This window comes from Chryseobacillus diguaensis, from assembly GCF_049220665.1.
In the GTDB taxonomy this organism is placed as follows: Bacteria; Bacillota; Bacilli; order Bacillales; family Bacillaceae; genus Metabacillus_B.
Genome location: NZ_JBMKNV010000007.1, coordinates 25632 through 50709, shown reverse-complemented (window position 1 = coordinate 50709; position 25078 = coordinate 25632). Strand labels below are relative to the sequence as shown.

Below are 25078 nucleotides of genomic sequence, written 5' to 3'. Positions count from 1 at the left end.
CTTTCTTATTTACTGATCGTTGCGTGAATCAATTTTGGAGCTTTAACTTCCTCAAATGAAAGTTTGATGCTTTCATAAAGTTTTTCCTTCACGCTCTCGATATTTTCCTGATTGCTGTAAATTGTTACAAGAGAATCGCCTTTTTCTACCTTGTCGCCAATCTTTTTGTTCAGCATCAGTCCGACAGCAAGATCTATGACAGATTCTTTCGTTTCACGGCCGGCACCAAGCCACATAGCTGCTGTTCCGACTGCGTCAGCTACGATTTCTGACACATAACCTTCTTCTTTTGCTTCCAGTTCGATTTTAAACTTAGCCTGCGGAAGTTTTTCAGGATGATCGACAACTGATCCATCTCCGCCTTGTGCAGATAAGAAGACTTTAAACGCATCAAGTGCCTTTCCGCTTTCAATCGCTTCCTGCAGCATTTCCCTGGCTTTTTCCAGAGAAGATGCTTTTTCAGCAAGGTAAACCATATAGCTTCCAAGCTCTAGACAAAGATCAAGCAGATCCTCTGGACCTTCTCCCCTTAACGTATCGATTGCTTCTTTTACTTCAAGTGCATTTCCGATTGCATATCCAAGAGGCTGGCTCATATCCGAGATAACAGCCATTGTTTTTCGGCCGACAGCATTTCCGATTGATACCATCGCTCCTGCAAGTTCTTTTGCATCATCAAGATCCTTCATAAAGGCCCCTGCACCTGTTTTAACATCAAGAACAATGGCATCAGCACCAGCAGCGATCTTTTTGCTCATAATGGAGCTTGCAATCAAAGGAATGCTGTTTACAGTAGCTGTCACATCTCTTAAGGAATAAAGCTTTTTGTCTGCTGGAGTTAAGTTGCCGCTCTGACCGATTACAGCAATTTTATTTTCATTTACTAAGCGGATAAATTCGTCATTTTCGATTTCGACGTGGAAGCCTTCAACTGCCTCCAGTTTGTCGATCGTTCCGCCAGTATGACCAAGGCCCCTGCCGGACATTTTCGCAACAGGCACGCCCACAGATGCTACTAGCGGTCCCAAAACTAGCGTTGTTGTATCACCGACACCGCCTGTAGAATGCTTGTCAACCTTAATGCCTTCAATGCCGCTTAAATCAATAGTATCCCCTGATTCGACCATAGCCATTGTTAAATCTGCACGCTCGCGGTCGGTCATGTCTTTAAAGAATACCGCCATTGTAAAGGCACTCACCTGATAATCAGGTATTTCATCATTTGTATAACCATTTATGATATATTGGATTTCTTCTTTGCTTAATTCCAGACCATCGCGTTTTTTTTGAATTAAATCAACCATTCTCATTATGCTCACACCCTATTGTTTAGTAGTAGAATGTATTTCAACCACGAGCTCTTTTACATATTGTAAAAAGCTGTTTTTTACTTTTTCAGTAGTTTCGATGACTTCATCATGGGAAAGAGGCTGATCCAGTATGCCTGCTGCCATATTAGAAATACAGGAGATCCCAAGAACTTCAAGGTTAGCATGCTTTGCTACAATCACTTCGGGTACAGTGGACATCCCTACTGCATCTCCTCCCATTACTCTCAGCATGCGGATTTCAGCAGGAGTTTCATAAGACGGGCCTGTATTGGCCACATAAACTCCTTCTTTTACGGAAAGACCGATTCTGCCTGCGGTATTTTTAGCTAAAAGTCTCAGCCTTTTGCTGTAGGCTTCCGATAGATCAGGAAAACGCACACCAAGGTTATCATCGTTCAGCCCAATCAAGGGATTCGTTCCTGTATTGTTAATATGATCTGAAATAAGCATCAAGTCTCCCGGTTCGAAGGACTCGTTAATTCCGCCTGCTGCATTTGTAACAATCAGCGTTTCGATGCCAAGTTCCTTCATCACCCTGACAGGGAATGTAACTTTGTCCATTGTATAGCCCTCATAGAAATGGAATCGGCCCTGCATTGCTGCAACCATAACTCCGTTTAATTTCCCAAGAACAAGCTGTCCTGCATGGCCCTCTACAGTCGATTCCGGAAATCCAGGTATATCAGAATAAGAAATTTTAACAGCATTCTGGATATCGTCAGCCAATACCCCAAGACCTGAACCCAATATCAATCCGATTTTTGGTGTTTCAAAGCACTTTTCACTAATAAAATTAGCCGCTCTCATATTTTGTTCATGATTCATTTCAATTCCCTCCAGACTAATTAACGAAGCTCAGTTAAAAAGCTCTTTCCGTATTTCGGGCTCTTCACTTGAAAGTTCTCTGCGACGGCAGCTCCAATGTCTGCAAATGTTTCTCTAATTTCAAGCGGCTTGCCTGCTGTAAACTGCGGGCTGTATACCAAAAGCGGCACGTATTCTCTTGTATGATCAGTTCCATGATGGACAGGATCATTTCCATGATCGGCTGTTATGATCAGAAGATCTTCTTTCTCGAGCCTGTTCAGCACTTCAGTCAGTCTTTCATCATATTCTTCCAAGGCTTTTCCATAACCAATCGGATCTCTTCTATGTCCAAAAAGGGCATCAAAATCAACCAGATTTAAAAAACTGATTCCGGTAAAATCCTGATCCATTGTCTGAAGAAGTTTATCCATACCATCCATATTGGACTTGGTGCGCAAAGATTCTGTTATGCCCTCTCCATCATAAATATCAGAAATTTTCCCGATAGCGATAACGTCTTTTCCTGCATCTTTCAGTTCACTCATAACGGTTCTTTCAAAAGGTTTCAGAGCATAATCATGCCTGTTGGATGTCCTTTTGAATTCGCCCGGTTTCCCGATAAATGGTCTTGCAATGACACGTCCTACTTTAAAACGGTCTTCCATTGTCAGTTCGCGTGCTATTTCACAAATTTTATATTGCTCTTCAATCGGGATAATCTCTTCATGTGCAGCAATTTGAAGAACAGAGTCAGCAGAAGTATAAACAATGAGCGAGCCGTCCTTCATGTGCTCTTCACCAAGTTCGTCAATAATTTCGGTGCCAGAAGCAGGCTTGTTTCCAATCACTTTGCGGCCTGTTTTTTCCTCAAGCTTTTGAATCAGCTCTTTCGGAAATCCTTCCGGAAAAACCTGAAAAGGTTTTTGAATATTCAGACCCATAATTTCCCAATGACCAGTCATAGTGTCTTTCCCATTAGAAGCTTCTTTCATTTTTGCGAAAAAAGCGAGAGGCTTATCCTGGACGGGAACCCCTTTAATTTCTCGGATATTGCTTAAACCGAGCTTCGCCATGTTCGGCATGTTGAGGCCATTCATTTTTTCTGCAATATGGCCGAATGTATCAGCGCCTGTATCATTGAATTTTTCTGCGTCAGGCGCTTCTCCTATTCCTACAGAGTCCATCACAATGATAAATACTCTTTTATATGTATAATCGGGCATGCTTACTCCTCCTAATGAGCGTTTAAGATGGTGTATGATTTCCATACTCCTTTTAAATTTCCTGTAACTGCTATTGATAATCTTAATACAAAGGAATACAGAGCTTGAACACCATACTGCTTTAGTAGGTGTTTTTTCTTCTGAAAATATGTATAAGTCAGAAGTCTGACAACCTAATTATAAACCGGTTACATCCTTCATGACAATAACGGTGTGCAAACAATTAAATAGAAGGAATTTTCTCTTTTTTTGCGGTGATGGAAAAACAAAATACTGTTTTCGCAGAGATTGCTGCTATTCGTAAAAGCTGTTATCACGCATTCAGTCTAACTTCGGGGCATCTTTTCTTAAAGTTCTTGCCTGATAGATGGTTTGTTGGACTAAATATAGAGGGTCAAGAGCAACAAAGTTTAAGAAAAGAGCCAATAAAAAACAGCTGCTTTTACTGACAGCTGCTTTTAGGCTCTAGGATGGAATTGCTTATAAACGTCCTTCAATCTTGTTTTGGTAACATGCGTATAAATTTGAGTAGTGGAAATGTCAGCATGGCCGAGCATTTCCTGTACAGCCCTTAAATCTGCGCCATTTTCCAGCAAATGTGTCGCAAAAGAGTGTCGCAGTGTATGCGGGGTAAGCGGCTTTGTAATGCCTGCATCAAGTGCAATTTTTTTAAGGTTCTTCCAGAACCCCTGCCTTGTGATTCTTTTACCATGATGGTTCAAAAAGAGAGCTTCTGTAGCTGTTTTTCCTCTGACCATCTTGCTGCGTGCTTTTTCTATATACTCTGTCATGCTATCCTGTGCAGCCCTGCCAATCGGAACAATTCTTTCTTTATTTCCTTTGCCGAAGCAGCGGATAAAGCCCATTGATAAATGCACATCTTCTAAATTCAGATTGATCATCTCGCTTACCCTGATTCCTGTAGCATATAAAAGCTCAAGCATCGCTTTATCCCTGTATCCAAATGAAGAAGTTAAAAGAGGTGTATCCAAAAGCTTCTCCACTTCTTCAAGTGAAAGAACCTTAGGCAATGTCCGCTCAATCTGAGGGGATTCAATATGTACAGAAGGATCCTGCTCAACAGTCTTTTCTCTAAGAAGAAACTGATGAAAAGACCTGATAGATGCGATATGGCGAGCAATCGTTTTACTGGATTTTCCCTGATCCTTCAGTACTTTTAAGAACTGTATGATGGATAATCGGGTCACATCATTAAAGGAAGAAAGGTTCTGTTCATCTGAAAGGAAACGCGCATAACTGCATAAATCCCGTTCATAGGCCACAACTGTATTGTTGGATAGTCCTCTTTCAACCACTAAATAGTGTATAAAATCCTTGATTTGATCCTTCACATTCCTCTACTCCCCGTTTAAAAAAAAGAATAGCAGCCTATTCTGCCAGCTGTCTGTTTTTTCTTGAACCATACTGGTTACCTTCAATGCGGCTCCTTCCGGTTCATCATACTTATGGTAATCCTGATACTCCAGATTAACCCAAATAATAGCATAATAGAATAGAATCGTAAATCCTGTAAAGACGACAAATACCTTTAGTAAGTCAAAGCATGCAAGCAGAAATCGCTTCATTCATCTTCTTCCCTTCAGCCCGTTCTTTAAAGCCTCTTTTTAAACCTGCTTGTTATCGTTTCATATCAGCAGTTAAATAAAGCTTTTTCCTATTAAAAGATATGCCAAAAAGGACAATCTTTATACATAAAAATGAAAAGGCCAAAAGGAAAGAAGAAAATAGTCTTGAAATCTAAAGCATATGTACAAGCTGCAAAGAGTATCTCCTTTTAAATTATCATTTCCTAAAGTAAAAAACCTTTTCTCCTAAAAGAAAAGGTTATTGGCGGTCCTCTTTTGCCTGGCATTTTGCACAAATGCCGTGAAAGGTCAGCCTGTGATCCTTGATTTTAAAATTCCAGTCTCTTTCTACGACATGTTCAACATCTTCCAGAAGATCTTCTTCAATTTCTGCAACCGCTCCGCATTCAATACAAACGAGATGGTGGTGAAAGTGAGCTGCCCCTTCTTTTCGCAAATCGTATCTTGAGACACCGTCTCCAAAATTTATTTTATCTACTACTTTTAGTTCAGTCAGCAATTCAAGCGTCCGATAAACCGTTGCCAATCCTATTTCAGGAGACTTTTCCTTTACGAGGAGGTAGACATCTTCGGCGCTTAAATGGTCTTCTTCATTCTCCAGAAGTACTCGGACTGTTGCTTCGCGCTGTGGCGTAAGTTTGTAGCTTGATGAGTGCAACTGTTTTTTTATACGCTCTATGCGGTTTTCCATCATATGTTCCCTCCCTCGCAACTTACCTCATTATATTATATCAAATGAGGGAGGAGAGTCCAACTGAAATTATTATAAATTAATAAATAAATAGATTATTATTTAATAATAATTATTTTTTTATCACAACATCCATAACGCTTTTCATTAGACCCGGTGAAGCATATGCCTCCAGTGAAGATGCTGCAAGAATCATAATCCCTATGATCCCTAAAACAATGGCATAACGGGAAAAAAATTGAAAAGGATTTTCTTTCATGTTTTTCTTTTTCATAAAAAGCTGTTTGAAAATTTTAAGGGAAATGGCGATACCCGCCGTACTCATAATAAGGAAAGCCGGGATCATCAGCAAATTTTGCGGAAAAACCGATACAAAAGACATCAAAAAACCTTTCCAGCCCATCTGGTTAACAAGAAAGCCGACTGAAAATCCAACCACTATGCCTTTAAGAAAAAGCATAATCAGAATGACAGGGAGCCCGATAATCGAAAGGCCAAGAATCCACATCAGCCCTAAATATTTTATATTGTGCAGAAAGCTTTGCTGAAACATTTCATTTGAAGTGGCCACCTTGCCTTCAGAAACCTGTCCAAAAAAACGGTTTAAATAAAAATACAAATCTTCTTTTTGGCTGAATGTCATACTATTGACAATAACGGCCCCGAAAATAACTCCCATAAGAAATAACACGAAAACAAACAAATAAATAGAAGAATGCTCTCTAATGTGTTTCGTGATTGCCATTTTAAGCGGATGATTTTGCATGTCCTTTCCCCCTACCTGACTCTTACTAGATTATATGAACCGGAGAGGAAACTATTCCCTTTTTCGCTGCTAGATTTCATAGTGTTTAATAGATTTGCATGGAGGCCGAAATAAGAAGAAGCGGCTCACTGGCGGGCCGCTTCTTCTTTAGCATATTAGTTCTTTTGGTAATCTACTGATGCATCATCCGATACGTAATAGCCGCCGCCTACTTGAAGCTTATTATCGCTGTAGCTGTACACACGGTACATGCTGCCTTTTTTTAGTGTTTTAACAGCTTCGCCATTTTTGTAAAGCAATGTATCTTTTTTCATGATAACCATACCTTCATGGTATAGAGCATTTTTGTCTTCTTTTACATAGTAGCCGCCGCCTACTTGGTACATGCCGTTTTCCATACCGAATACTTTAACGGCTTCGCCGGCTTTAAGCTGTCTGAAAACCTTGCCGTCTTTGTCATAAAGGGCCATAGGTTTTTTAACCAGGATTCTTCCTTTATAAGTTTCGGCCTTTGCTTCGTCAGCTTTCACATAATAATCGCCGCCAACATTGATCCAATCGCCGATCATGCCGTATACTCTGAAAGCGCCATGATTAATAGTTCCAGCTTTTTCAAGAGAACCGTCTGCACCCATTTTGTATAGCGGTGTTTCATGTTTTATAAGAAGTCTTGAATTTGGATGTTTCATCACAACCTTGTCGCCGACTTTACCCATCGGAAGGTCGCCAATATAGCCGATTCCGCCTGTTTTATCAATGCCGATGCCTTTTTCCATTTCTGCTTTAAGATCGTCAATGTTAACAGCTGTGATTTTCTTCGTATCAAGCTCGTCCCCAGGATGCTGGAAGTTGCTCATTACATAATTGTTATCCATTAAGCCTTCCACTACTTTTAAACCTGTCGCTTCCGCACCTGCAGGAACAGAGAGGACGCGGGAAAGTTCTTTTGTAGTAAGGTCATACGCCCAAACAAAGTTGTTTGTATGCAAACCGCTGTCTTCACCGATAAACAGTGTGTTCATATCGTCAGAGAAGCTCAAGTTATCAGGGCTTGCTACTTTATCTGGATTAGCTGTATTTCCATAAGCATCAGGTGCTGCCATGTCTTCTCCTACAAGCAATCCTTTAATAGATGAAGCAACATTATCTGAACCAATTGCATTTCCATCCCTATCTTCTTGATGTCCTTTTAAATCCATTTCAAACGTAACACCTGATTTGCGTTTAGGAAGCTGGATGTCGTCAGTTGGCTCTTTGCCAGTTGCATCTTTTTCCATTGAACCGGAAAGGTCTGAAATGGCTACATATACTTTATTTTCTTTTGTATTGTAGGCTAAACCTTCCATTTTGTTCCATTCAGAAGTAGCACCTATCATTGCTGCATATCTGCGCGGCTCAAGCATTTTAGCTGCCTCTTCCATGCCTGGCTTAATTTTAAGGTATTCTATAGCGCTATTGGAATATGTTCTTACAGCAGTGAATCCTTCTTTTGCAGTATCGGATGTTTCAAAAATATCGCTGAATTTTGTTCCTTTGTCAATCATTGCTCTTACTTCATCATCCGTAGAATGGCCGATCTTCATCCATTGAAGGTCACCTGAACCGCCATTATCTGTGCCAGTTTGCTTGAATTTTGCAGCATAAAGTGTACCAGCAGAGAAATCCTTCTCTTTGTCTGCCACATACATAAACATCATTGTATTTTTACCGTCATCACCGAAGTATGCTGTGCGGTTATCCGGCATTACTTTCATTAGTTCATGAGAGAAACGGCCTGTACTATAATGCTTGACAACTTTTGCAGTACCGTCTTTATTTACTGTAATTTCTGGAATCCAGCCGTAATTATAAGGGTTTGCTTTTGACTCGTCACCAAAATAGAGTTTTGCGAAAGTTCTTACTTGAGAATATGTTTGTGATTTAGTATCTTCAAAAGATCTTGCATCCGGCTCATATTCTTCTGATCCAAGGTGAGTTCCCCATGGAGAAAGAGAACCATTACATGGAATCCATAAGCCGTTTACGGAAGAAAAATCAATTTTAGAAACTTTATCAGGTACTAATTTGCCTGTTTTTTTGTCTTGGATAAGTTTTGTAAGTGACATAGAGGCTGGCACAAGACCGTAAGCAGATTTTCCTGCAGCATCGATAGACTGATACTCATAGTGTGTCACCATGTAAATGTCATTGCCGACTCTCATTACACTGTTGGAGTCCGGTGCATCTGATACGAACGGAACCGGTTTGCCATCAACACTGTTGTCCATAATTGGTTCACCGTTAACGTCAATCGGTGTTCCTGCAGGAATCATTTGTCCTTTGTTCGTTGCGATTTTATCTTCTGATTTAAATAAACGGTTGTAGGAAAGCGGGAAGTCCTTTTTCAGGCCATTGCTGTAAGTTACTTCAATAGAAGCACGGGTATATGTATCGACCATTTCCTGGATTGTTTTCGGGGCTTCCATACCTTTGAATTTCATAGATTCAATAGATACTTCTTTGGTAGCTGCATGTGCGGGTGCCATGCAAGGTACCATAAGTCCTACTGCCAGAGCCACTGCGATTCTCTTTTTCATACTGATCCTCCTGTTTTTAAAAAAGTAGATTCTACTCTATCTATTAAAAACTTGTATTGTAAATTTAGTATTAATTTTGTTGATAAATTATGTTAAGTTCACTGATAACATGACAAAAAGCGCACCCTATGGATGCGCCTTCTGTTCTACCTTTCCATATGTACCGCCGCCTCCAGCCTTTAAAGCGAGCGTTCCATTTCTTGCTGCTATGATAAAATCAGCAGTTTTTTGGGAAATAATTCCTATTAATTCATCATATTCCGTTTCATGAAGGACTTTCATCTCTGTTCCAAAAGCCTCTTTCAAACGCTGAAGTGTTTTAGGACCAATTCCTGGAATAAACTGCAGAGGAATTTGGTGAATATACGGAGGTCTTTCAGGAGCTATCCTTTTTCTGCTGTCCGTCAATTCAGCAATTCGTTTACTTACACCCTTTATTACCCTGCTTTTTCCGCAATGCGGGCAAGGTTCTTCCGGATCTGGACGCGGTATACCGCAGCTTTCACATGTTGTCAGGTAGTATTTTCCAAGAAAAGGATTCAGTCCATAATTAGCCGTGATTTCCCTGCCCTCTTTTTTTTTGAGCACTTTCACAAATTCCTGAAATGATGGATGTTCCATTTTCATTTTTTGGTATTCCCTTGCGATTTTCGGAAGTGAATGAGCATCTGAATTAGAAACATAGGGATACCGGTGCAATTCCGAAATGCCATCAGCCATTTCTGTATTTGAGCTTAGTCCAAGTTCAACCGCATCTATTTGATCAGGATTGAAAATTTCAGCCAGCGATTTCCTGACGCCACTGCCATACATGCTTCTGTGAGGAGTAAAAATATGCGCCGGAATGAATAAGCCGCATTCTTTTTTCACTGCTTCCTGCAAGGCTTTGCCATGAACGTAGACCCTTTGGGAGCTAAGGGTTATGTTTTTCATGCAGTTTTTAAGCCATTCCGTAAACCTTTCCATGTTTTGAATGTATGGAAAGTATGCCAATATATGTACCGGCCCCTGGCAGTAAGGATCGTAAATTTCCAATTCTGTTCCCAGCAATAATGTGGTGTTCCTGTAACGGATTCCCCCATCCGTTAGTTCTGATGCTTCCCCATGTTGAATCATTCTTTTCAATTCGCTTTGCACTTCAGGAACATGAGAATCGATGATACCGACTATGTCGATTCCTTTATGGTCACTTGCCTCAATAAGTATATTCTCAAGTGTCAAGTTTTTCGAAGCTGTAATTTTAACGGCTTTCCCTGTTTCTGTTGCACCTATATGAACGTGCAAATCTGCGTAGTATTCATTCATTTTTGTTCCAAGGCTTGCTTTAGCTGCAGATACTGCACAGCATAGGCTGTTTTCGCATCATAAATCCGGTTCACACGGATGAGCTGAAGCGCCTCATCTAATGTCACCTCCATCAAATCTACGAACTCATCTTCATCAAGTTCAGCTTTTGTTTCCATCGTTTTCAGGTCTTCTGCTATGTATAAATGAACGAGTTCATCAGCAAACCCCGGTGAAGTATAAAAGGAAATAAGGTGTTGTAAAGATCCGCAGGTATAGCCTGTTTCTTCCTCTAATTCCCGTTTGGCCGCACATTCCGGTTTTTCCCCTTTTTCCAGTTTTCCTGCCGGAATTTCCACCATCATTCTTTCCATTGGCTTGCGGAATTGTTCCACCATAACAATTTTTTTATCCTCCCTTAAGGCAATCACTGCTACTGCACCGGGATGCTTGACAATTTCTCTCGTACTTGTTTTGCCGTTCGGAAGCTCAACTTCCTGCAAATAGACATCAATCACTTTTCCAGCGAACAATTGTTTTGAAGAAAGTTCTTTTTCTTTTAAGTGTTCCATCTTAACCAGCTCCTATGTTCTATGTATATCCTGTCCTTCATACATTTTATCATACTCAATCCTGCAGCAAGGAGCTGACTGCCTCATTGAAAATCTACCGAATGGATAAGCGGATTATTCTTGTAGGGAAAGCGTGGGAAATAAGGGAAAAGCTCAAAGAATACGCCAGACAATACGCTACCCTTCAAAAGTGGCTGAATAACCGGCAGCCATGACGTTTGCTTTTTCACCGTCCTTGTACTACTGTCAAAGTAGGTATGAGGATTGGAGGACTAACGGTGAAAAAGAGAAAATTAGGGCATTCGGATTTATATGTCAGTGAAATCGGACTTGGCTGCATGTCTCTTGGAACTGAGGAAGCACATGCCAGATCCATTATTGATGAAGCGATTGACCGCGGCATTAATTATTTTGATACTGCAGACCTTTACGATTTAGGACTGAATGAAGAATTTGTAGGGAAAGCCATAAAAGGGCGCAGAGAACAGATGATTCTTGCAACAAAAGCGGGTAATCACTGGGAAAAAGGGAAAGATGGATGGTTCTGGGACCCTTCAAAAGCTTATATTAAATCAGCTGTTAAAGAGAGCCTTCGCCGCCTTTCCACTGATTATATAGATTTATATCAGCTTCATGGCGGCACAATAGAGGATCCTATTGATGAAACAATCGAAGCGTTCGAGGAATTAAAGTCAGAAGGTGTCATTCGATACTATGGGATATCATCGATTCGTCCAAATGTCATTCTTCAATACTTGCAAAAGTCTTCGATTGTCTCCATCATGATGCAATACAGTCTTTTAGACCGAAGACCCGAGGAATGGTTTCCTATTATCAAGGACAAGGATGTCAGCGTCATTGCCAGAGGTCCAATGGCTAAAGGCGTTCTAACAGAACGCCCTTTATCAGACTTAAGCCGCTCCATTAAGGATAATGGTTATCTTTCTTATTCCTTCGATGAATTGAAGACGGTCAGGGGAGAGATTAAAAAAGCTGCCCCCCGCCATAGCATGACAGAGGCTGCCGTACAATACTGCCTTCACGATATATCGGTCGGTTCCATTATTCCTGGAGCAAGCAAAAGAGAGCAGTTGATAGAAAATTGCCATGCCGCTCTGGCCGATCCGCTTCACCCCGATGAATATGAGGCTTTGCAGAAAGCAACAAAAGCAGAAATCTATGAGGATCACCGTAAATAAAAATAGCGTAACGGCTCAACAAAAGGCTGCCAGCGAACTTGGCAGCCTCTTTTCATAAGGCTTTTTTCCTAAACATTGTTGCTTTTTCATCTGTATTAGATAATCGCGGACCAATATAAAGCTGCGAATTTTAAGAAAAGATGCCACGAAGTAAGTCTCTATGCGTGTTCTAAGATAGTACGAATAGCAACAATCTATGCAAAAACAGCCTTTCATATAAAAAATCATCTAGAATTTATTCCAATTCATGTCACTTTCGTTTAAAAGTTCCTCAAAGCTTTTATTTTTTTCCTTTTCTTTTAGTTCCTTGATCTTTCTTTGCCTCGCTTCTTCTTCCTTTTCCGCTTCCTCTGTCTTTAAATCCGTTTTCATATTTTGCAGTTTCTTTAAAAGATCCTGATTTAAATAATCCTTTAATACGGCCTCTTGCTCTTGTTTTTTTCCTTTCACTTACAGACCCTCCATTTCAGTAACATTATACTAAATTCAAGCTAAAAACGGGAAGCGCTCTGCTCCCCGTTTTACTGAAATAGATTTCTTTTACTGGCTCCTAAAATGCATCAAGCTTAATATCGTCTTCAATGATCAGTTCAGGCTCTGTGGATTGTTTGATCTCCTCCACCGTGTAGCCTTTTGCAGCCTCAATCAATTTCAGCCCAAGCTCTGTTACGTCTATCACAGCCCTGTCAGTAATAATCCGGTTCACAACAGACTTTCCTGTTAATGGAAGAGAGCATTCCTTCAAAATTTTCGGTTCTCCGCTGCGGTTCACATGATCCATAATGACAATGATTCTTTTAGCGCCATGCACCAAATCCATCGCTCCGCCCATTCCTTTAATCATTTTTCCGGGAATCATCCAATTCGCAAGGTCTCCTGCTTCAGAAACCTCCATTCCTCCCAAAATAGCAAGATCCACATGGCCTCCGCGAATGATGGCAAAGGACTCAGCACTATTAAAATAAGCTGCTCCTTTGATGGCTGTAACCGTTTCTTTGCCAGCATTGATTAAATCAGGATCTGCTTCATTTTCCTCAGGATAAGGTCCTATTCCAAGCAAGCCGTTTTCTGACTGCAGCACAACCTCTTTGTTTTCCTGAATGTAATTGGCTACAAGTGTCGGCATGCCAATACCAAGGTTGACGTAAAACCCGTTCTCAATCTCACGCTCTGCCCGTATTGCAATCCGCTCTCTTACCTTTGCTTTATCCTCAATTACTGCCATTTCATATCACCCCGTTTTTTGAACGGTAAGCCGCTCAATTCTTTTTTCCTGTGCTCCCACAATCAGCTTCTGTACATAGATTCCAGGCGTATGTATGGTATTCGGATCAATTTCTCCTGCTTCGGCCAATTCTTCTACTTCCGCAATCGTCACCTTGCCTGCCGCAGCAATCATAGGGCTGAAGTTTTGGGCCGTATTGTTGTAAATGATGTTCCCCATCTTGTCTGCCCGGTACCCTCTGATCAGGCTGTAGTCAGCAGTGAGCGCCTCTTCCAGCACATATTCCTTCCCGTTAAAGGATCTTGTTTCTTTTCCTTCTGCAATTTGAGTTCCATAGCCGGCAGGAGTAAAAAAGGCTGGTATGCCTGCCCCGCCCGCTCTTATTTTTTCAGCAAGCGTACCTTGGGGAACGAGTTCTACCTCAAGCTCTCCAGACAGAACCTGACGCTCAAATTCTTTGTTTTCCCCAACATAAGAACTGATCATTTTCTTAATCTGCTTGTTTTTCAAAAGCAGTCCAAGTCCCCAGTCGTCTACACCGCAGTTGTTGGAAATGATGGTTAAGTCCTTTGTTCCAGATTCAGCAAGAGCTAATATCAGGTTTTCCGGTATACCGCATAAACCAAATCCGCCAACCATGAGAGTAGAACCATCCGATATATCCTTTACCGCTTCTTGAAATGAAGATAATATCTGTTTCATCCTCTTCCCCCTTGGGTTAAAATTCAATGAGCCTCTTGCAGCCGATACTCATGCTCATTTCGAAAATTGAAGTATTCATAATAGTGTTGCGTTCTTTCTTATTTTCCTACTAAAATAATAGTATGTAAACCCTTACAAAACATTCAGGGAGATGTAAGCCATGAAATTACCCAATAAAGCAACAATCATTGAAGTTGGCCCCAGGGACGGACTGCAAAATGAAAAAACAATGCTGGATACTGCTATTAAAATAGACTTTATCCGGCAGCTGAAAACAGCAGGTTTTCAGGAAATGGAGCTCACTTCCTTTGTTTCTCCTAAATGGGTGCCGCAAATGGCAGATGCAAAAGAAGTGATCGCTGCTTGTAAGGATAACCTCCGCAACCTGGTATTAGCTCCAAATGAAAAGGGCCTCGACCGGGCATTCGATGCAGGCAGTGAAGATATCGCTTTTTTCGTCGGTGTGAGCGACACCTTTAATAAGAAAAATATAAACCGTTCGACACGGGAAAGCCTTGAGCAGCTCCTTCCGCTAATAGAAAAGACAAAAGACAGGGACTCGTTTATCAGAGCCTGTTTTTCCACTTCTTTTTACTGCCCTTATGAGGGGAAAATTTCAGAAGATGATGTTCTCTCCCTTTGCAGTGAATTTGTGAAGGCTGGTGCGGATGATCTAAGCGTGGCGGATACGATTGGAATGGCATCACCCTCAGAAGTTTACTCCCTTTTCAGCCGGTTAAAGGATGCTTTTCCTGATGTTTTGCTTACGGCTCATTTTCATGATACCCGCGGTATGGGTCTCGCTAATGTCGTGGCTGCCCTTCAGGCTGGAGTTGACCGTTTTGACAGTTCTGCAGGCGGTCTTGGCGGATGTCCTTTTGCTCCAGGGGCGAGCGGGAACATTGCTACAGAAGATACTGTTTTTATGCTTCATCAAATGGGCATCGAAACAGGCATCGATATTGAAAATCTGCTTGATGCCTTAGATATTATCGAGCCTCATCTTCATAAAAAGATTTTAAGCAAGCAGTATGTCCTGCATAAAGCAGCCATTAAAAACAGTTAGGATTTCAGTGCAGGCTCCCCGCTTGCTCTTTTTTTTGTCCGCCGTGGTAATATACAGAAAAGGGAAATTGCAGAAAGGAGCTATATATGAAGAAGCTGCTTGTCACTTTAGGGATTGTTTTGTCATACATATTGCTCGTCGGTTTTTTCTTCACAAATAAGATGATGTTTATTAAAAAGAAAACGGAGAAAGAGATTCTTGATCAGGAAACGTTCGATGGCCACTACAATCATGAGGAATACGAAGCATTGGAGAAAAAGAATGTTATTATTCCCTCTCCCCACGGTTATGACATCAAGGGAAGTCTGATCGCTCCCTACGATAATGGACGCTATATGATCTTTTGTCACGGCGTGACGGTTAGCCGCTTCAATTCAATTAAATATATGAATTTATTTTTAAAACGCGGCTGGAATGTACTGATTTATGACCATCGCAGGCATGGGGAATCCGGCGGAAAAACAACAAGTTTTGGCCATTATGAGAAATTCGATTTGCAGGCCGTTGTCAATTGGGTAAGGGCTGAATACGGAAATGATATAAAACTTGGGATTCACGGCGAATCAATGGGGGCTGTGACGACCCTTCTTTATGCAGGGATGATTGAAGATGGCGCGGACTTTTATATTGCAGACTGCCCGTTTGATGATTTTGAAAAACAGCTTGTATACCGCCTCAAGGTTGAATTCCGCTTACCCGGATCTCTCGTTATGCCGATTGCCAAGACTTTTCTTAAGCTTCGGGACCGCTATTCCATCAACGATGTATCACCTATTGCAGTAGTTGACCGGATTGAACATCCTGTCTTATTCATTCACAGTGAAAAGGATGATTATATTCCGTACGAGTCTTCGAGGCTCCTGTATGAGAAAAAAATGGGAGCCAAAAAAATTTTTATTGCAGAAAAGGGCACTCATGCCATGTCATATACTGAGAACCGGGAAGAATATCAAAAAATTATTAATGAATTCCTGGAAGAAATAGGTATTTAGATTATAGCATCAAAAAGTTGAATTCTAAATTCAAATGGTGTAGTATATTACTACTGGCTGCGTTGTACGTACTCATAATAAAGTTTTAACCTTTAAGCTGTAACAGGGAGTTTTAATTGAAGCGAAAATGACAAGCCTCTGTCTATACGACAAGGAGGACATACATTTACCGTTTCTGCGAACACCCACTTTGAGAAGTGGTGGTTTAAAACTTTCTTATATTTAACTACGGCAAATGCGGCTATCAAAATCATTATTTGAACCCGGTTTCCTTTTAGGAACCGGGTTTTTGCTTTCTCTGTAAGGATCAATAAGCACCGCGAATGTGATGCTCCACCTTTTCCTTTAAAAATTGTTTCAATTCCTGCTGTTTGAAAAAGTCTTGATTTTCAGAGCTTCCAGGTTGCTTTCTAGTTGCTTGCGATTTTTAAAATGTTGCCTCTTCTCGATCCATTATCCACCTGAGAGACGCGCTTGCCATTACGGTCTTTCGTGTTCTAACCCATACGAGCAACAAGCTTTGCGAAAGCAGCCTTTTATTTGAGCAAAAAAACGGGCAGAATGATCCCGTCATTCTGCCCGTTTTCTATTTCTAGCCCAATACATCTGTAATGTCAGACATATTTTCTCTGATCCAGACAATCGCTTCGTCAATTGTACTGAATTCCTGGGCTTCAAAGCTCATTTCATCCTGCAGCAGCCAGACATCCTTCTTTTCATCATGAATTCCGCCGATAGACCAGTGCATCAGGCTGAATGGATGATTATTGTTCAGAAACGACACCCACGTCCTGTTTAATGCTGCGTCTTTTAATGACTGAAAATGGTCGCTCACTTTCTCCACCTCATTTCACTAAAAGGCTCATGCGGGGATTTAGCATTTGAGAAGGACTTTTCAGTTTAAAAGTGCTGGCAGTTTCACTGAAATCGACCGTCAGATTTTCATCCAAATAAACGATTGCTGATTTATCCATATAAACCTGCAGATCATTCGTGCTGACTTTCAGATCTGTATCATCTATGTCATCTGTGAGCCATAGAACCGCTACTCCGTCTACAACGCAGCCGCAGCCCTCTGTATCGTATACCAGTTTCATTTTCCTGTCTGATTTTCCGTCTCGTTTGCCATTTATTTGCTTTATGGCCGCTTCTGTAAAGGTAATATTCATAAAATCTCCTTCTTTCCATGTATGCGTGTATATATTTTAACATATCCCTCTTTTTAGCTAGGATTATCCTGTTTGTACACATGAGCATGGAAAGAACGCTTAAAATGGTCCTTTTGGCAAGTTTTCATAAATAGCCAAAAATGCGTTTGCAATTCACCTTGGATCAGATTACCATTATTGTATTCATAGAATTCAAGGAGGAGCTCTTCATGTCGAAGGTACAGATTAAAGTAATGGATAATGGTCCCCTGCGTGTTACAGGAGATGTTGAAGTCATCGATGCTGAAGGAAATGTATTTCAAACAAAACAGGCATTTTCTCTGTGCCGCTGCGGGCATTCTGCAAATATGCCTTTTTGCGATGCTACGCATAAGGGAAAATTCAATTCCTGTGTACGGGCAGAAAAAACATTAAACAACTGAATAAACGGAGGAGTTTAATATGAAAGTACGCGCTTTTACACCTGTATTCGCTGATACGGCAAGCAGGCTTGTGAATACGGCCAACCAATTTGAAGAACGGATTCTGATTAAAAAAGATCACTGGGTCATTGATGCTAAAAGTCTTCTTGGTATCCTTGCTCTTTCACTGCAGCCCGGCGATGAAGTAGAAATCATTGACGAAAATAACAATGACAGAAGCGGCCCGTTTGTTGAGGCCGGCCTTTTCGAAAAATTTTAATCAAAAGCGGGCATTTCTGAGGGTTTGCGTTGTTGTGATTCTGGCTTATATAATGCGACAATGGAAAACAAGCCGCTCCCTGATTTAACACTTTAAGGAGCCGTGGTGCGATTTGCGGGCGCACACGGCTTTCTGTGCATGCATCAGAAGTTTACTCCTCTATTTTAATAATGCTTCCAAGCTTAATATTTTGCCTCTTTCCTGTCTGGTCAATAATGCGGATGGCCTGTTCCAGATTGTCTGTATAATGAATCCTGCCGGTATACTTGCAAATGCTCCCGTTTTCATAAACAGTGAATTGCATTTCCCTGTTCTCTTCCATTGCGATGCAGATCGTTTCGTTCAGCTGCTCAAGCTCCTGTTCATCGAGCTCAGGCTTTGTCTTTAAATATTCTTCCTTTGCCCAGTCCCGCAGCAGCTTGACGTGCTCCGGCAGCATCATGGAAGTCCATTTGATGTTTCCGCGGTCTCGAATCATGCTCTTTTCCTCCTTCCTCTCCTAAAGACTGGCTACGCTTTATGGCCGCCGAGAAGCGCCGCACGCTGCCTTGCCGTTCCAGCATTTGTATAGGATACCGCTCTTAGCAGAGCACTTGAACCGTATTTGCCGCGGATCGCATCCATTGCATAACCAAGAGACCGGTCTTTTTCACGGTTCGGCTGAAACAGATCGAGCTGCATTTCGCAGTCGTCTTTAATATTGGAAAGTGAAATGGAAATCGTCCGTACAGTTTTGTTTTCATAAAATTCTTCAAACAGCTCGAGGCAGGTGCAGTAAAGATCCATTGTTACGTTTGTCGGCTGTGCTATCGTTCTGGAGCGCGAAAACCCTCCTCCCATCTCATCCCGGCTGTACCCGATTCCAAGGCTGATCGTCCGGCCAGCTTTTTGGTGATAGCGCGCCCTCCTTGCCACCTCTTCGCACATTTCCAAAATCACGTGCCTGACTTCTTTCGGATCAGGATAGTCGCGGAGCAGGATCTGGCTTTTGCCGAAACTGATTTGCCCCTGCATAATGGGCGCACCGATTTCTGATAAATCAACTCCCCATGCATGGTAATAAAGCTGATTTCCCATTACACCAAACTTCTTTTCGAGCAGCTCCAGCGGATAGCCCGCAAGCTGGCCTACACTAAAAATGCCCATTTTGTTCAAGGTTTTCTCAAGCCGGCGGCCAATGCCCCACATCGTGCTGAGGGGTTTTAAGGACCACAGCTTCTTTTCTACATCGTGATAGGTCCATTCAGCCACTCCTGTTTTTTTGGCATCAATATCAAGACAGATTTTTGACAGCAGCAAATTAGGCCCTATCCCGACAGCGCTTGGCAGCTGAAATTCCCTTTCCATATCCCCTTTGATTCTCCAGGCGATCTCTCTCGCATCTCCCCAAAGATGTTCCACTCCATCTACCTGAATAAAGCTTTCATCTACACTGTAAGTATGAATAGCTTCCTTCGGTACATAGCGGTGAAACAAGCGGGTCAGCTCTGTTGAAACCCTGACAAACAAAGCCATTCTTGGATCGACAATTTGAATGCGGGGATCCTTCGGAATTTCAAACTTTCTCGAACCCGTTTTAATTCCGAATTCTTTCTTCAGCTGCGGTGAAGCAGCAAGCACTATGCTTCCTTCGCGGTCTGTGTTTCCTACTACAGCAAGATAGCAATGAAGCGGATCGAGCCCGAGGAAAACAGCCGCACAGCTCGCGTAGAAGCTTTTCATATCAATACACAAAATTTTCTTTTTGGGAAGCTGATTATAATCAACCATCTCGCATACCCCTCACAAGAATATATGTTCGTAGTTCTATTATACCGATAATGATAAGGGAATATACGTTCTGTTTCAATGGTAATTTTCCCCTCGCCTCCTCCAAAATAGCTTGGCGAAGCTTTAAAAAGCCCCTATAATATGGGAAGAAAGCAGGTGTTTCTGGATGGAAAAAATATTTTTTAGGAAGATGCTTGAAAAAGCCTTTCCCCAATATGGAAGAGATATAGAAGCAAGTCCTTTATCAGAAGAAGAACTCAAGGAGCTTGGGACCAAGCTGAAAGAAGAAAAAGAAGAGAATCCTCAGGCAGATCTGCATGAGTTGATCGAAGATGTAGTATACGCCTACATAACAAATCAGGATTGAATCCATTAAAATCAGCACAAGGAAAATAAAAAATGGCGCCTGCACAAAAAAAGCAGGCTGCCGCAAGCAGGCGGTTCGATAAAAACCAATGCTATTTTTTCATTAATGCTCTGCCAGCGGCTTTTTCGACCAGCCCTGGCATTATCCGGTAAAGAGTGCTTCCTGCATTCATCCAGCGGGGAAGGCTGATCTCCCGCTTGGCCTTGAGCATATGCCGGACAATAATCGATGCAACCTTGTCAGCATCAAGCATCCAGCGCTCCACATTTTTAGCATACTCCCCGCTTTTATCTGCCGTCTCAAAAAAATCCGTTTTAATTGGCCCAGGGTTTACAGCTGTCACATAAATTCCGGTTCGGTGCAGCTCCATCCGAAGGCTGTCGGTAAAACCAAGAACAGCATGCTTTGTAGAAGAGTAAAGGCTGGATTTGGGAGTGGCCATCTTCCCTGCAATGGAAGCTATATTAATAATATGGCCAGCCTTTTGTTTTTTCATAGCCGGCAGAACCATTTTCGTACAGGCAATAAGTCCAAACACATTTACTTCAAACATATTTTTCATTTCTTCAAGCGAAGCATCTTCCACTAAGTTAAAGATCCCGAATCCGGCATTATTCACCAGCACATCAATCCGCTTGCAGCTTTTAAGAATGCTTGAAAAAACAGCAGCAATTTCATCTGTTTTTTGAACATCAATCCTGAAGTAAGGGACAGAAATCCCAAAAGTACGATGCAAACTTCTTGAAATTTCAGCGAGCTGTTCTTCCCTTCTCGCAAGCAGGACTGGAATGGCTCCCTGTGAAGCTGCGTGAAAGGCAATCTTTTCTCCAAGTCCGCTTGAGGCGCCTGTAATAACGACGACCCTGCCTTTTAACCGGTTTGGCATCGTAACCCCTCCTTTATCAGACTATTGCGCTGAACACTTTTGCATCTTCACTGATGTTATAGTCTATTTTGCCGCTGTCCTCCAGAAAATCGAGCTGAGCCACTGTTTCAGACATCGTCAGCATAAGCTGTTTCCGGTAAATAGATGAAAAGAGCTGCTGACAAACCTCAAAAGCCGTCATCGGGCGGGCCGCAAGCATTTTATAGACCCCTTCTGCCCTCTCCTCCTGATTTTTCATTCGGTATTTCATTAATGCATGGGCATCCTCAATCAGATCTCCATGGCCCGAAAACACGGCAGTAATCGGGAATTTCAGAAGCTTTTTGAAGGTGTCATTAAACTGGAGCTGAGGTTTTGGCCTTACCGTTCCTTCCATCGGCATTTCAATAAGCGGATTGGCTGATATCTTTGCGAGAAGGACATCACCGCCAAGCAGCTGACCGTCTTTTTCATTGTAAAGGGCAAGATGGGACTGGGCATGACCAGGTGTCTCAAGAATCTTAAATTCCTTCATCCCCGGCACTTCGTCTCCTTCTCTGACAGCATGAGTCAGGTTTCGGGAACAGGAATAAAGCAGGGTTTTATCCAGCTCAGAAAGAGACGGTGTATAAGAGCTATGTATGCCTAGTTCCAAAAAGAGCCCCCTTAAAAAAGCCGTGTTCTTTTCTTTAAATGCTTGATCATTTGATATCCAGGGCTGATTGTAAGGATGACCCGTAATTTGAATGTCATCAAAATAATCAAGGAGCCCGACGTGATCCGGGTGATGGTGTGTCAGAAAAACCTGTTCAATATCCTCCACTCTATACCCATACCTATTCAGCTGTCTTTTAAGAGATTGAAAGGCTTCTTCCGTTTTCGGCCCTGCGTCAATCAGTGTCAGGGCATCCCCTTTGTAAAGATATACATTCACATCGCCTACCGGAAAAGGAGTCGGCAGGGAAATAGAAAGGATGGAAGCTCCGCTGGTCGTTAAATTCATTTTTTCATCGCCTCATTTTGTTATGTTTCTATAGAAAGTATTTTACGTAAACTATTAAAGATTAATTATCTGATAACTATTTTATCTTTTCAGGTTTATTTTGTCATTATATTCAAATAATTCGTATGAAAATCTATAAAAGTAATGGTTGACATAAGCTTGTCTCCCTGTGCATAATGATGTACAAATCAATGCATTAAAGCATGAAACGGAAAAAAGCTTAGACCGGGAATAGTAAATCAATAATGGCTAAAGAGAGCAGAACCCGACGGCTGAAAGGTTTTGCAGCCCTCTTTTTGATTGAACCTAACCTGCGAGCTGTCTGGAAAACCTGAACGTTATCCCTCGTTACGGGAGTAAAGCCGGATGTTTATAAAACATCAATAAGGGTGGTACCGCGGAGCCTCTTCGTCCTTCTACTGGATGGAGAGGTTTTTTGTTTTTTAACTCACTCTTTGCGAAAACGACTTTTTTTAAGCTCTTTTCTTAAACCTTGCAGCTTTCTCGCCATTCCAGTTAGGCGGAAATTTTAAGAAAAGATGCCCGAAGCCTAATTTCATTCGTTTTCTAAACTCATACGAATAGCAATAATCATTGCGAAAACAGCCTTTTGAAAAAGCTTTTTGAAAAAAGCCATTAAAAATAAGGGGGATACTAAAGTGAAAAAAATTGCCTTTCTTGGCGCAGGATCCATGGCAGAAGCAATGATCTCCGGTCTCGTGAATGGAAATTTAGTTCCTAAAAAGGACATTATTGTTTCCAACCGAACGAATCAGGAACGCCTCCTTTTTCTTAACGAAGAGTATGGGGTAGAAATAACAGACAGTAAAGAACAGCTCATCTCTGATGCTGACGTTATTATCCTCGCAACAAAACCAAAGGATGCCGAGGCTGCTATCTGCTCTGTGAAGCATTTGATCAGAAAAAACCAGCTGGTCATTTCGGTGCTTGCCGGCATACCAATCAGCACCCTGCACCGGTTATTTGAAAAAGAGATTTCTGTTGTAAGGGCTATGCCAAATACGTCTGCCGCTATCCGCATGTCAGCGACCGCTCTTTCAGCTAGCAGGAAAGTGACGATGCTGCAGCTGAAATTTGCTAAACATCTTTTTGAAACGATTGGAATGGTAACAGTTGTAAAGGAGCAGGATCTTGATGCGGTGACCGGACTTTCCGGCAGCGGACCAGCCTATATTTATTATTTTATTGAATCCATGGAAAAAGCCGCAGCGGAATTGGGGCTTGATCAGCATATAGCTAAAGACTTAATTCTTCAGACGCTTGCAGGGGCTTCTGAAATGCTCTTGCAATCTGAAAAGAATCCATCTGTATTGCGAAAGGAAGTAACAAGCCCTGGAGGCACAACAGAAGCAGGAATAGAAATGCTCCAAGGATACAGATTTGATGAAGCAGTGATTGAGTGCATTAAAAGGGCTGCTGAACGGTCCCATGAATTAAGCATCCTTCAAGAAAAAGTGGAAAGAAAAAGAGCCTAGCGAAATCAGGCAGGCTCTTTAAAAATGGATTGGATGGTAAAGGCCAGAAGGTCAGGCAGCTTTTCAAATGTGTATGGGAGATGAACTCTTTCTGTCCACTGATGGGCATCTCTTCCCACTGGTCCAACATTGATAACGGGCATATTTAAGTTCTTGATTGCTTTTATAGGCAGCGTATACTGTTTGCCGTATAAAGGCATGCTGTCCATTAAATCACTCATTGACTCCTCCCCTTCCTTTAACTGAAAAAAACTCAGATCAGAAAGGCCGGGAAAGTAATTGATGCTTTCTAGAGATATGTTATAAGTCATTTTTGCATATTCTTTTAAGTCAGAGGCCGTTTTTTCGATTCGCTCATCCCCTGCAGATGAAACAGCTGGATAATATGGCGGTGCATAAAACAAAACAATCATAGGCGACTGTTCTTTGCATAACCCTGAAAGCTCGGCGGCAATCTGGATAGAAAGGCTTCTATCATCAAGGCCGCCCATACTTGCTGTTAGGTTCACAATCCTTCTTTCAACTTCCTGCCGGCCTGCTTTTTCAATGGCAAGCTCAAAGAGTTCCTTATAAGAAAGCACTGTTACCTTTAGAGGATCCGGCTGATAAGACACAAGGTCTGAAAAAGCTTTTGCTTTTTGCAAGTATTTCTTTTCAATTCCTTCTGCCGCTGCCAAAGCTGTTTTTTTCAGCATCGTATGAACCTCTGATAAAGGTCTTCTCATTATAAGAAGATTGTATAAAGAGACGGATAAGTGTGGAATCTGAACAGAATACTCATCTTTTAAATCCTTTTGAAGAAGACAGGTTGGAGGAGGTGTTACCTCATCACCAGCCTTCTCACAGTATTCCTCATTCAGTTCAAGCAAACGGCTGATTTCAGCGGACATAGCCGTTGCATTTAACCCTGAAAAAGGTTCACCAACATGAGTTTCTTTTCCGTAACAAAAAAAGCCGGCCAATATTTTACCGATCGAGCCTGTATAAATATAATAGTTTTGATCATTAGGATACCGAGTAAACATGGGTTCCGAGTTAACACATGTCTCATACTCCAAACCATGTGTTTTTTTCAGCTGATTTAATATTTCACAAGCTGCAAGCATCCCTGAAGAATTAGCCTCTTCATCTGGAACTGTCAAAAGCAAAAGGTTTCCGTCAAATTCACCTGCCATGGCTCTTTCCAGCATAGCGATTTGAACCGTCAGACCCGCTTTCATGTCCATCGTTCCTCTTCCAAAAAGCCAGTCGCCTGTTTCAAGCTCTGTTTTCACAGGATCTGAAAGCAATTCTTTTCTCATGGTGAACATATTTGTCAGCTCACGCGGACGGAAAGCAAGGTGCTTTAGATCGCCATAATCCTGCACATCCACCACATCAAAATGACTGAGAAGAACAATGGTTTTCGAAGCACCCGGCTTCTTCACAAGCGCTGTTAAAAATCTTCGCCCATCCTTGATGGGATGCAAAGTCAAATGTTCCGGTTCTTGCTGGTAATAATCCAGGTCTTTCAGCAAATAATAAACATATTCAGGGAAGGTGGCTTCACCTTCGGAGCCTGTGATGCTATCGTATTCAACAAGTTTTGTTAAGAGTTCGGTCAATTTTTCCTTTGTTTTCCATTGAAATGCCATCGTGCATCTCCCTCCTAATCCCAGTTTCCCTTATTGTAAAACAATTCAGTAA

The 25078-nt window shown here is 41.7% G+C and carries 28 protein-coding genes and 1 other annotated feature; of the genes, 8 read left to right on the top strand and 20 right to left on the bottom strand.

All coding sequences use genetic code 11. The features are described 5' to 3' along the window. Positions 1-5: 5 nt before the first annotated feature. The 10 genes from ACOT8F_RS12460 to ACOT8F_RS12415 all read right to left on the bottom strand — a co-directional run bounded on the left by ACOT8F_RS12460 (position 6) and on the right by ACOT8F_RS12415 (position 10857). Entirely contained in the window at positions 6-1310 is a 1305-nt protein-coding gene (locus tag ACOT8F_RS12460) for a pyrimidine-nucleoside phosphorylase (protein ID WP_421652243.1), read from the bottom strand. A gap of 12 nt (positions 1311-1322) precedes the next feature. After that, positions 1323-2156, bottom strand: coding sequence for a purine-nucleoside phosphorylase (locus ACOT8F_RS12455; RefSeq protein WP_421652242.1), 834 nt, complete (start codon positions 2154-2156; stop codon positions 1323-1325). Positions 2157-2176: 20 nt separating this feature from the next. After that, complete coding sequence (gene deoB / locus ACOT8F_RS12450) at positions 2177-3361, bottom strand: phosphopentomutase (RefSeq protein ID WP_421652241.1); 1185 nt, start codon at positions 3359-3361, stop codon at positions 2177-2179. A gap of 458 nt (positions 3362-3819) precedes the next feature. Further along, positions 3820-4713 carry a site-specific tyrosine recombinase XerD gene (gene xerD / locus ACOT8F_RS12445; protein ID WP_421652240.1) on the bottom strand — a complete coding sequence of 298 codons (894 nt, stop codon included), beginning with the start codon at positions 4711-4713 and terminating at the stop codon, positions 3820-3822. Positions 4714-4719: 6 nt separating this feature from the next. After that, positions 4720-4947, bottom strand: coding sequence for a YqzK family protein (locus tag ACOT8F_RS12440; RefSeq protein WP_421652239.1), 228 nt, complete (start codon positions 4945-4947; stop codon positions 4720-4722). Positions 4948-5206: 259 nt separating this feature from the next. Further along, on the bottom strand, positions 5207-5659 hold the full coding sequence (gene fur / locus ACOT8F_RS12435; RefSeq protein WP_421652408.1) for a ferric iron uptake transcriptional regulator: 453 nt from the start codon (positions 5657-5659) through the stop codon (positions 5207-5209). Between the two features lie 112 nt (positions 5660-5771). Then, complete coding sequence (gene spoIIM / locus ACOT8F_RS12430; RefSeq protein ID WP_421652238.1) at positions 5772-6425, bottom strand: stage II sporulation protein M; 654 nt, start codon at positions 6423-6425, stop codon at positions 5772-5774. A gap of 155 nt (positions 6426-6580) precedes the next feature. After that, positions 6581-9001, bottom strand: coding sequence for a PhoX family protein (locus tag ACOT8F_RS12425; RefSeq protein ID WP_421652237.1), 2421 nt, complete (start codon positions 8999-9001; stop codon positions 6581-6583). 126 nt (positions 9002-9127) lie between these two features. Continuing rightward, positions 9128-10306 carry an endonuclease Q family protein gene (locus ACOT8F_RS12420; protein ID WP_421652236.1) on the bottom strand — a complete coding sequence of 393 codons (1179 nt, stop codon included), beginning with the start codon at positions 10304-10306 and terminating at the stop codon, positions 9128-9130. Beyond that, entirely contained in the window at positions 10303-10857 is a 555-nt protein-coding gene (locus ACOT8F_RS12415) for an NUDIX hydrolase (protein ID WP_421652235.1), read from the bottom strand. Before ACOT8F_RS12415 ends, ACOT8F_RS12420 begins: the two co-directional genes overlap by 4 nt. An 86-nt stretch (positions 10858-10943) precedes the next feature. Between ACOT8F_RS12415 and mciZ the strand changes: the two genes are divergently transcribed. Together mciZ and ACOT8F_RS12405 are read left to right on the top strand one after the other, a co-directional pair. Then, on the top strand, positions 10944-11072 hold the full coding sequence (mciZ, locus tag ACOT8F_RS12410; RefSeq protein ID WP_421652234.1) for a Z-ring formation inhibitor MciZ: 129 nt from the start codon (positions 10944-10946) through the stop codon (positions 11070-11072). A gap of 63 nt (positions 11073-11135) precedes the next feature. Next, the gene (locus ACOT8F_RS12405) at positions 11136-12056 is read left to right on the top strand and encodes an aldo/keto reductase (protein WP_421652233.1); all 921 of its coding nucleotides are present in this window, start codon (positions 11136-11138) and stop codon (positions 12054-12056) included. Positions 12057-12284: 228 nt separating this feature from the next. On the opposite strand, the gene ACOT8F_RS12400 is transcribed toward ACOT8F_RS12405, so the two are convergent. The 3 genes from ACOT8F_RS12400 to ACOT8F_RS12390 all read right to left on the bottom strand — a co-directional run bounded on the left by ACOT8F_RS12400 (position 12285) and on the right by ACOT8F_RS12390 (position 13983). Then, a complete protein-coding gene (locus tag ACOT8F_RS12400) occupies positions 12285-12506 on the bottom strand; it encodes a YqkE family protein (RefSeq protein ID WP_421652232.1) in 222 nt (73 codons plus the stop codon). A gap of 100 nt (positions 12507-12606) precedes the next feature. Then, positions 12607-13281: a CoA transferase subunit B gene (locus ACOT8F_RS12395; protein WP_421652231.1), complete on the bottom strand. Its 675-nt coding sequence runs from the start codon at positions 13279-13281 to the stop codon at positions 12607-12609. Between the two features lie 6 nt (positions 13282-13287). Then, a complete protein-coding gene (locus ACOT8F_RS12390; protein WP_421652230.1) occupies positions 13288-13983 on the bottom strand; it encodes a CoA transferase subunit A in 696 nt (231 codons plus the stop codon). 160 nt (positions 13984-14143) lie between these two features. Here ACOT8F_RS12390 and ACOT8F_RS12385 point away from each other — a divergent pair, with 160 nt between their 5' ends. Continuing rightward, positions 14144-15049 (top strand): hydroxymethylglutaryl-CoA lyase, encoded by a 906-nt coding sequence (locus ACOT8F_RS12385; RefSeq protein ID WP_421652229.1) that lies wholly within the window; start codon positions 14144-14146, stop codon positions 15047-15049. A gap of 86 nt (positions 15050-15135) precedes the next feature. Further along, positions 15136-16041: an alpha/beta hydrolase gene (locus ACOT8F_RS12380; RefSeq protein WP_421652228.1), complete on the top strand. Its 906-nt coding sequence runs from the start codon at positions 15136-15138 to the stop codon at positions 16039-16041. A 592-nt stretch (positions 16042-16633) separates the two neighbouring features. Here the strand turns inward: ACOT8F_RS12380 and ACOT8F_RS12375 are convergent. Both ACOT8F_RS12375 and ACOT8F_RS12370 read right to left on the bottom strand, forming a co-directional pair. After that, positions 16634-16876 (bottom strand): DUF2552 family protein, encoded by a 243-nt coding sequence (locus tag ACOT8F_RS12375; RefSeq protein WP_421652227.1) that lies wholly within the window; start codon positions 16874-16876, stop codon positions 16634-16636. Positions 16877-16886: 10 nt separating this feature from the next. Then, entirely contained in the window at positions 16887-17210 is a 324-nt protein-coding gene (locus ACOT8F_RS12370) for an iron-sulfur cluster biosynthesis family protein (protein ID WP_421652226.1), read from the bottom strand. Between the two features lie 209 nt (positions 17211-17419). Here ACOT8F_RS12370 and ACOT8F_RS12365 point away from each other — a divergent pair, with 209 nt between their 5' ends. Together ACOT8F_RS12365 and ACOT8F_RS12360 are read left to right on the top strand one after the other, a co-directional pair. After that, positions 17420-17632: a CDGSH iron-sulfur domain-containing protein gene (locus tag ACOT8F_RS12365; RefSeq protein ID WP_421652225.1), complete on the top strand. Its 213-nt coding sequence runs from the start codon at positions 17420-17422 to the stop codon at positions 17630-17632. Between the two features lie 19 nt (positions 17633-17651). Further along, complete coding sequence (locus ACOT8F_RS12360; protein ID WP_421652224.1) at positions 17652-17891, top strand: HPr family phosphocarrier protein; 240 nt, start codon at positions 17652-17654, stop codon at positions 17889-17891. Between the two features lie 151 nt (positions 17892-18042). Here ACOT8F_RS12360 and ACOT8F_RS12355 read toward each other — a convergent pair whose 3' ends face one another. Both ACOT8F_RS12355 and ACOT8F_RS12350 read right to left on the bottom strand, forming a co-directional pair. Then, positions 18043-18369: a YolD-like family protein gene (locus ACOT8F_RS12355; protein ID WP_421652223.1), complete on the bottom strand. Its 327-nt coding sequence runs from the start codon at positions 18367-18369 to the stop codon at positions 18043-18045. 32 nt (positions 18370-18401) lie between these two features. Next, the gene (locus ACOT8F_RS12350) at positions 18402-19661 is read right to left on the bottom strand and encodes a Y-family DNA polymerase (protein ID WP_421652222.1); all 1260 of its coding nucleotides are present in this window, start codon (positions 19659-19661) and stop codon (positions 18402-18404) included. 166 nt (positions 19662-19827) lie between these two features. Between ACOT8F_RS12350 and ACOT8F_RS12345 the strand changes: the two genes are divergently transcribed. Then, positions 19828-20028: a YqzH family protein gene (locus tag ACOT8F_RS12345; RefSeq protein ID WP_421652221.1), complete on the top strand. Its 201-nt coding sequence runs from the start codon at positions 19828-19830 to the stop codon at positions 20026-20028. A gap of 91 nt (positions 20029-20119) precedes the next feature. Here the strand turns inward: ACOT8F_RS12345 and ACOT8F_RS12340 are convergent, their stop codons facing one another. Then, positions 20120-20914, bottom strand: coding sequence for an SDR family NAD(P)-dependent oxidoreductase (locus ACOT8F_RS12340; RefSeq protein WP_421652220.1), 795 nt, complete (start codon positions 20912-20914; stop codon positions 20120-20122). A 16-nt stretch (positions 20915-20930) separates the two neighbouring features. Then, complete coding sequence (locus ACOT8F_RS12335; protein WP_421652219.1) at positions 20931-21896, bottom strand: MBL fold metallo-hydrolase; 966 nt, start codon at positions 21894-21896, stop codon at positions 20931-20933. A gap of 212 nt (positions 21897-22108) precedes the next feature. Further along, positions 22109-22315, top strand: a binding site (T-box leader). A gap of 216 nt (positions 22316-22531) precedes the next feature. On the opposite strand from ACOT8F_RS12335, the gene proC reads away from it, so the two are divergent. After that, the gene (gene proC, locus ACOT8F_RS12330) at positions 22532-23392 is read left to right on the top strand and encodes a pyrroline-5-carboxylate reductase (RefSeq protein ID WP_421652407.1); all 861 of its coding nucleotides are present in this window, start codon (positions 22532-22534) and stop codon (positions 23390-23392) included. Positions 23393-23397: 5 nt separating this feature from the next. Here proC and ACOT8F_RS12325 read toward each other — a convergent pair whose 3' ends face one another. Then, the gene (locus ACOT8F_RS12325; RefSeq protein ID WP_421652218.1) at positions 23398-25026 is read right to left on the bottom strand and encodes a M20/M25/M40 family metallo-hydrolase; all 1629 of its coding nucleotides are present in this window, start codon (positions 25024-25026) and stop codon (positions 23398-23400) included. Positions 25027-25078 lie beyond the last annotated feature (52 nt).

Bases quoted from the DNA above. Each gene is read 5' to 3' on its own strand.
- ACOT8F_RS12460 (WP_421652243.1), bottom strand. From the start codon at position 1,310: ATGAGAATGGTTGATTTAATTCAAAAAAAACGCGATGGTCTGGAATTA.
- spoIIM (WP_421652238.1), bottom strand. From the start codon at position 6,425: ATGCAAAATCATCCGCTTAAAATGGCAATCACGAAACACATTAGAGAG.
- ACOT8F_RS12355 (WP_421652223.1), bottom strand. From the start codon at position 18,369: ATGATTCGAGACCGCGGAAACATCAAATGGACTTCCATGATGCTGCCG.
- ACOT8F_RS12425 (WP_421652237.1), bottom strand. From the start codon at position 9,001: ATGAAAAAGAGAATCGCAGTGGCTCTGGCAGTAGGACTTATGGTACCT.
- ACOT8F_RS12350 (WP_421652222.1), bottom strand. From the start codon at position 19,661: ATGGTTGATTATAATCAGCTTCCCAAAAAGAAAATTTTGTGTATTGAT.
- deoB (WP_421652241.1), bottom strand. From the start codon at position 3,361: ATGCCCGATTATACATATAAAAGAGTATTTATCATTGTGATGGACTCT.
- ACOT8F_RS12380 (WP_421652228.1), top strand. From the start codon at position 15,136: ATGAAGAAGCTGCTTGTCACTTTAGGGATTGTTTTGTCATACATATTG.
- ACOT8F_RS12415 (WP_421652235.1), bottom strand. From the start codon at position 10,857: ATGGAACACTTAAAAGAAAAAGAACTTTCTTCAAAACAATTGTTCGCT.
- ACOT8F_RS12360 (WP_421652224.1), top strand. From the start codon at position 17,652: ATGAAAGTACGCGCTTTTACACCTGTATTCGCTGATACGGCAAGCAGG.
- ACOT8F_RS12345 (WP_421652221.1), top strand. From the start codon at position 19,828: ATGGAAAAAATATTTTTTAGGAAGATGCTTGAAAAAGCCTTTCCCCAA.
- ACOT8F_RS12370 (WP_421652226.1), bottom strand. From the start codon at position 17,210: ATGAATATTACCTTTACAGAAGCGGCCATAAAGCAAATAAATGGCAAA.
- ACOT8F_RS12365 (WP_421652225.1), top strand. From the start codon at position 17,420: ATGTCGAAGGTACAGATTAAAGTAATGGATAATGGTCCCCTGCGTGTT.
- fur (WP_421652408.1), bottom strand. From the start codon at position 5,659: ATGGAAAACCGCATAGAGCGTATAAAAAAACAGTTGCACTCATCAAGC.
- ACOT8F_RS12395 (WP_421652231.1), bottom strand. From the start codon at position 13,281: ATGGCAGTAATTGAGGATAAAGCAAAGGTAAGAGAGCGGATTGCAATA.
- ACOT8F_RS12440 (WP_421652239.1), bottom strand. From the start codon at position 4,947: ATGAAGCGATTTCTGCTTGCATGCTTTGACTTACTAAAGGTATTTGTC.
- ACOT8F_RS12335 (WP_421652219.1), bottom strand. From the start codon at position 21,896: ATGAATTTAACGACCAGCGGAGCTTCCATCCTTTCTATTTCCCTGCCG.
- ACOT8F_RS12385 (WP_421652229.1), top strand. From the start codon at position 14,144: ATGAAATTACCCAATAAAGCAACAATCATTGAAGTTGGCCCCAGGGAC.
- ACOT8F_RS12420 (WP_421652236.1), bottom strand. From the start codon at position 10,306: ATGAATGAATACTACGCAGATTTGCACGTTCATATAGGTGCAACAGAA.
- ACOT8F_RS12390 (WP_421652230.1), bottom strand. From the start codon at position 13,983: ATGAAACAGATATTATCTTCATTTCAAGAAGCGGTAAAGGATATATCG.
- ACOT8F_RS12325 (WP_421652218.1), bottom strand. From the start codon at position 25,026: ATGGCATTTCAATGGAAAACAAAGGAAAAATTGACCGAACTCTTAACA.
- ACOT8F_RS12455 (WP_421652242.1), bottom strand. From the start codon at position 2,156: ATGAATCATGAACAAAATATGAGAGCGGCTAATTTTATTAGTGAAAAG.
- ACOT8F_RS12340 (WP_421652220.1), bottom strand. From the start codon at position 20,914: ATGCCAAACCGGTTAAAAGGCAGGGTCGTCGTTATTACAGGCGCCTCA.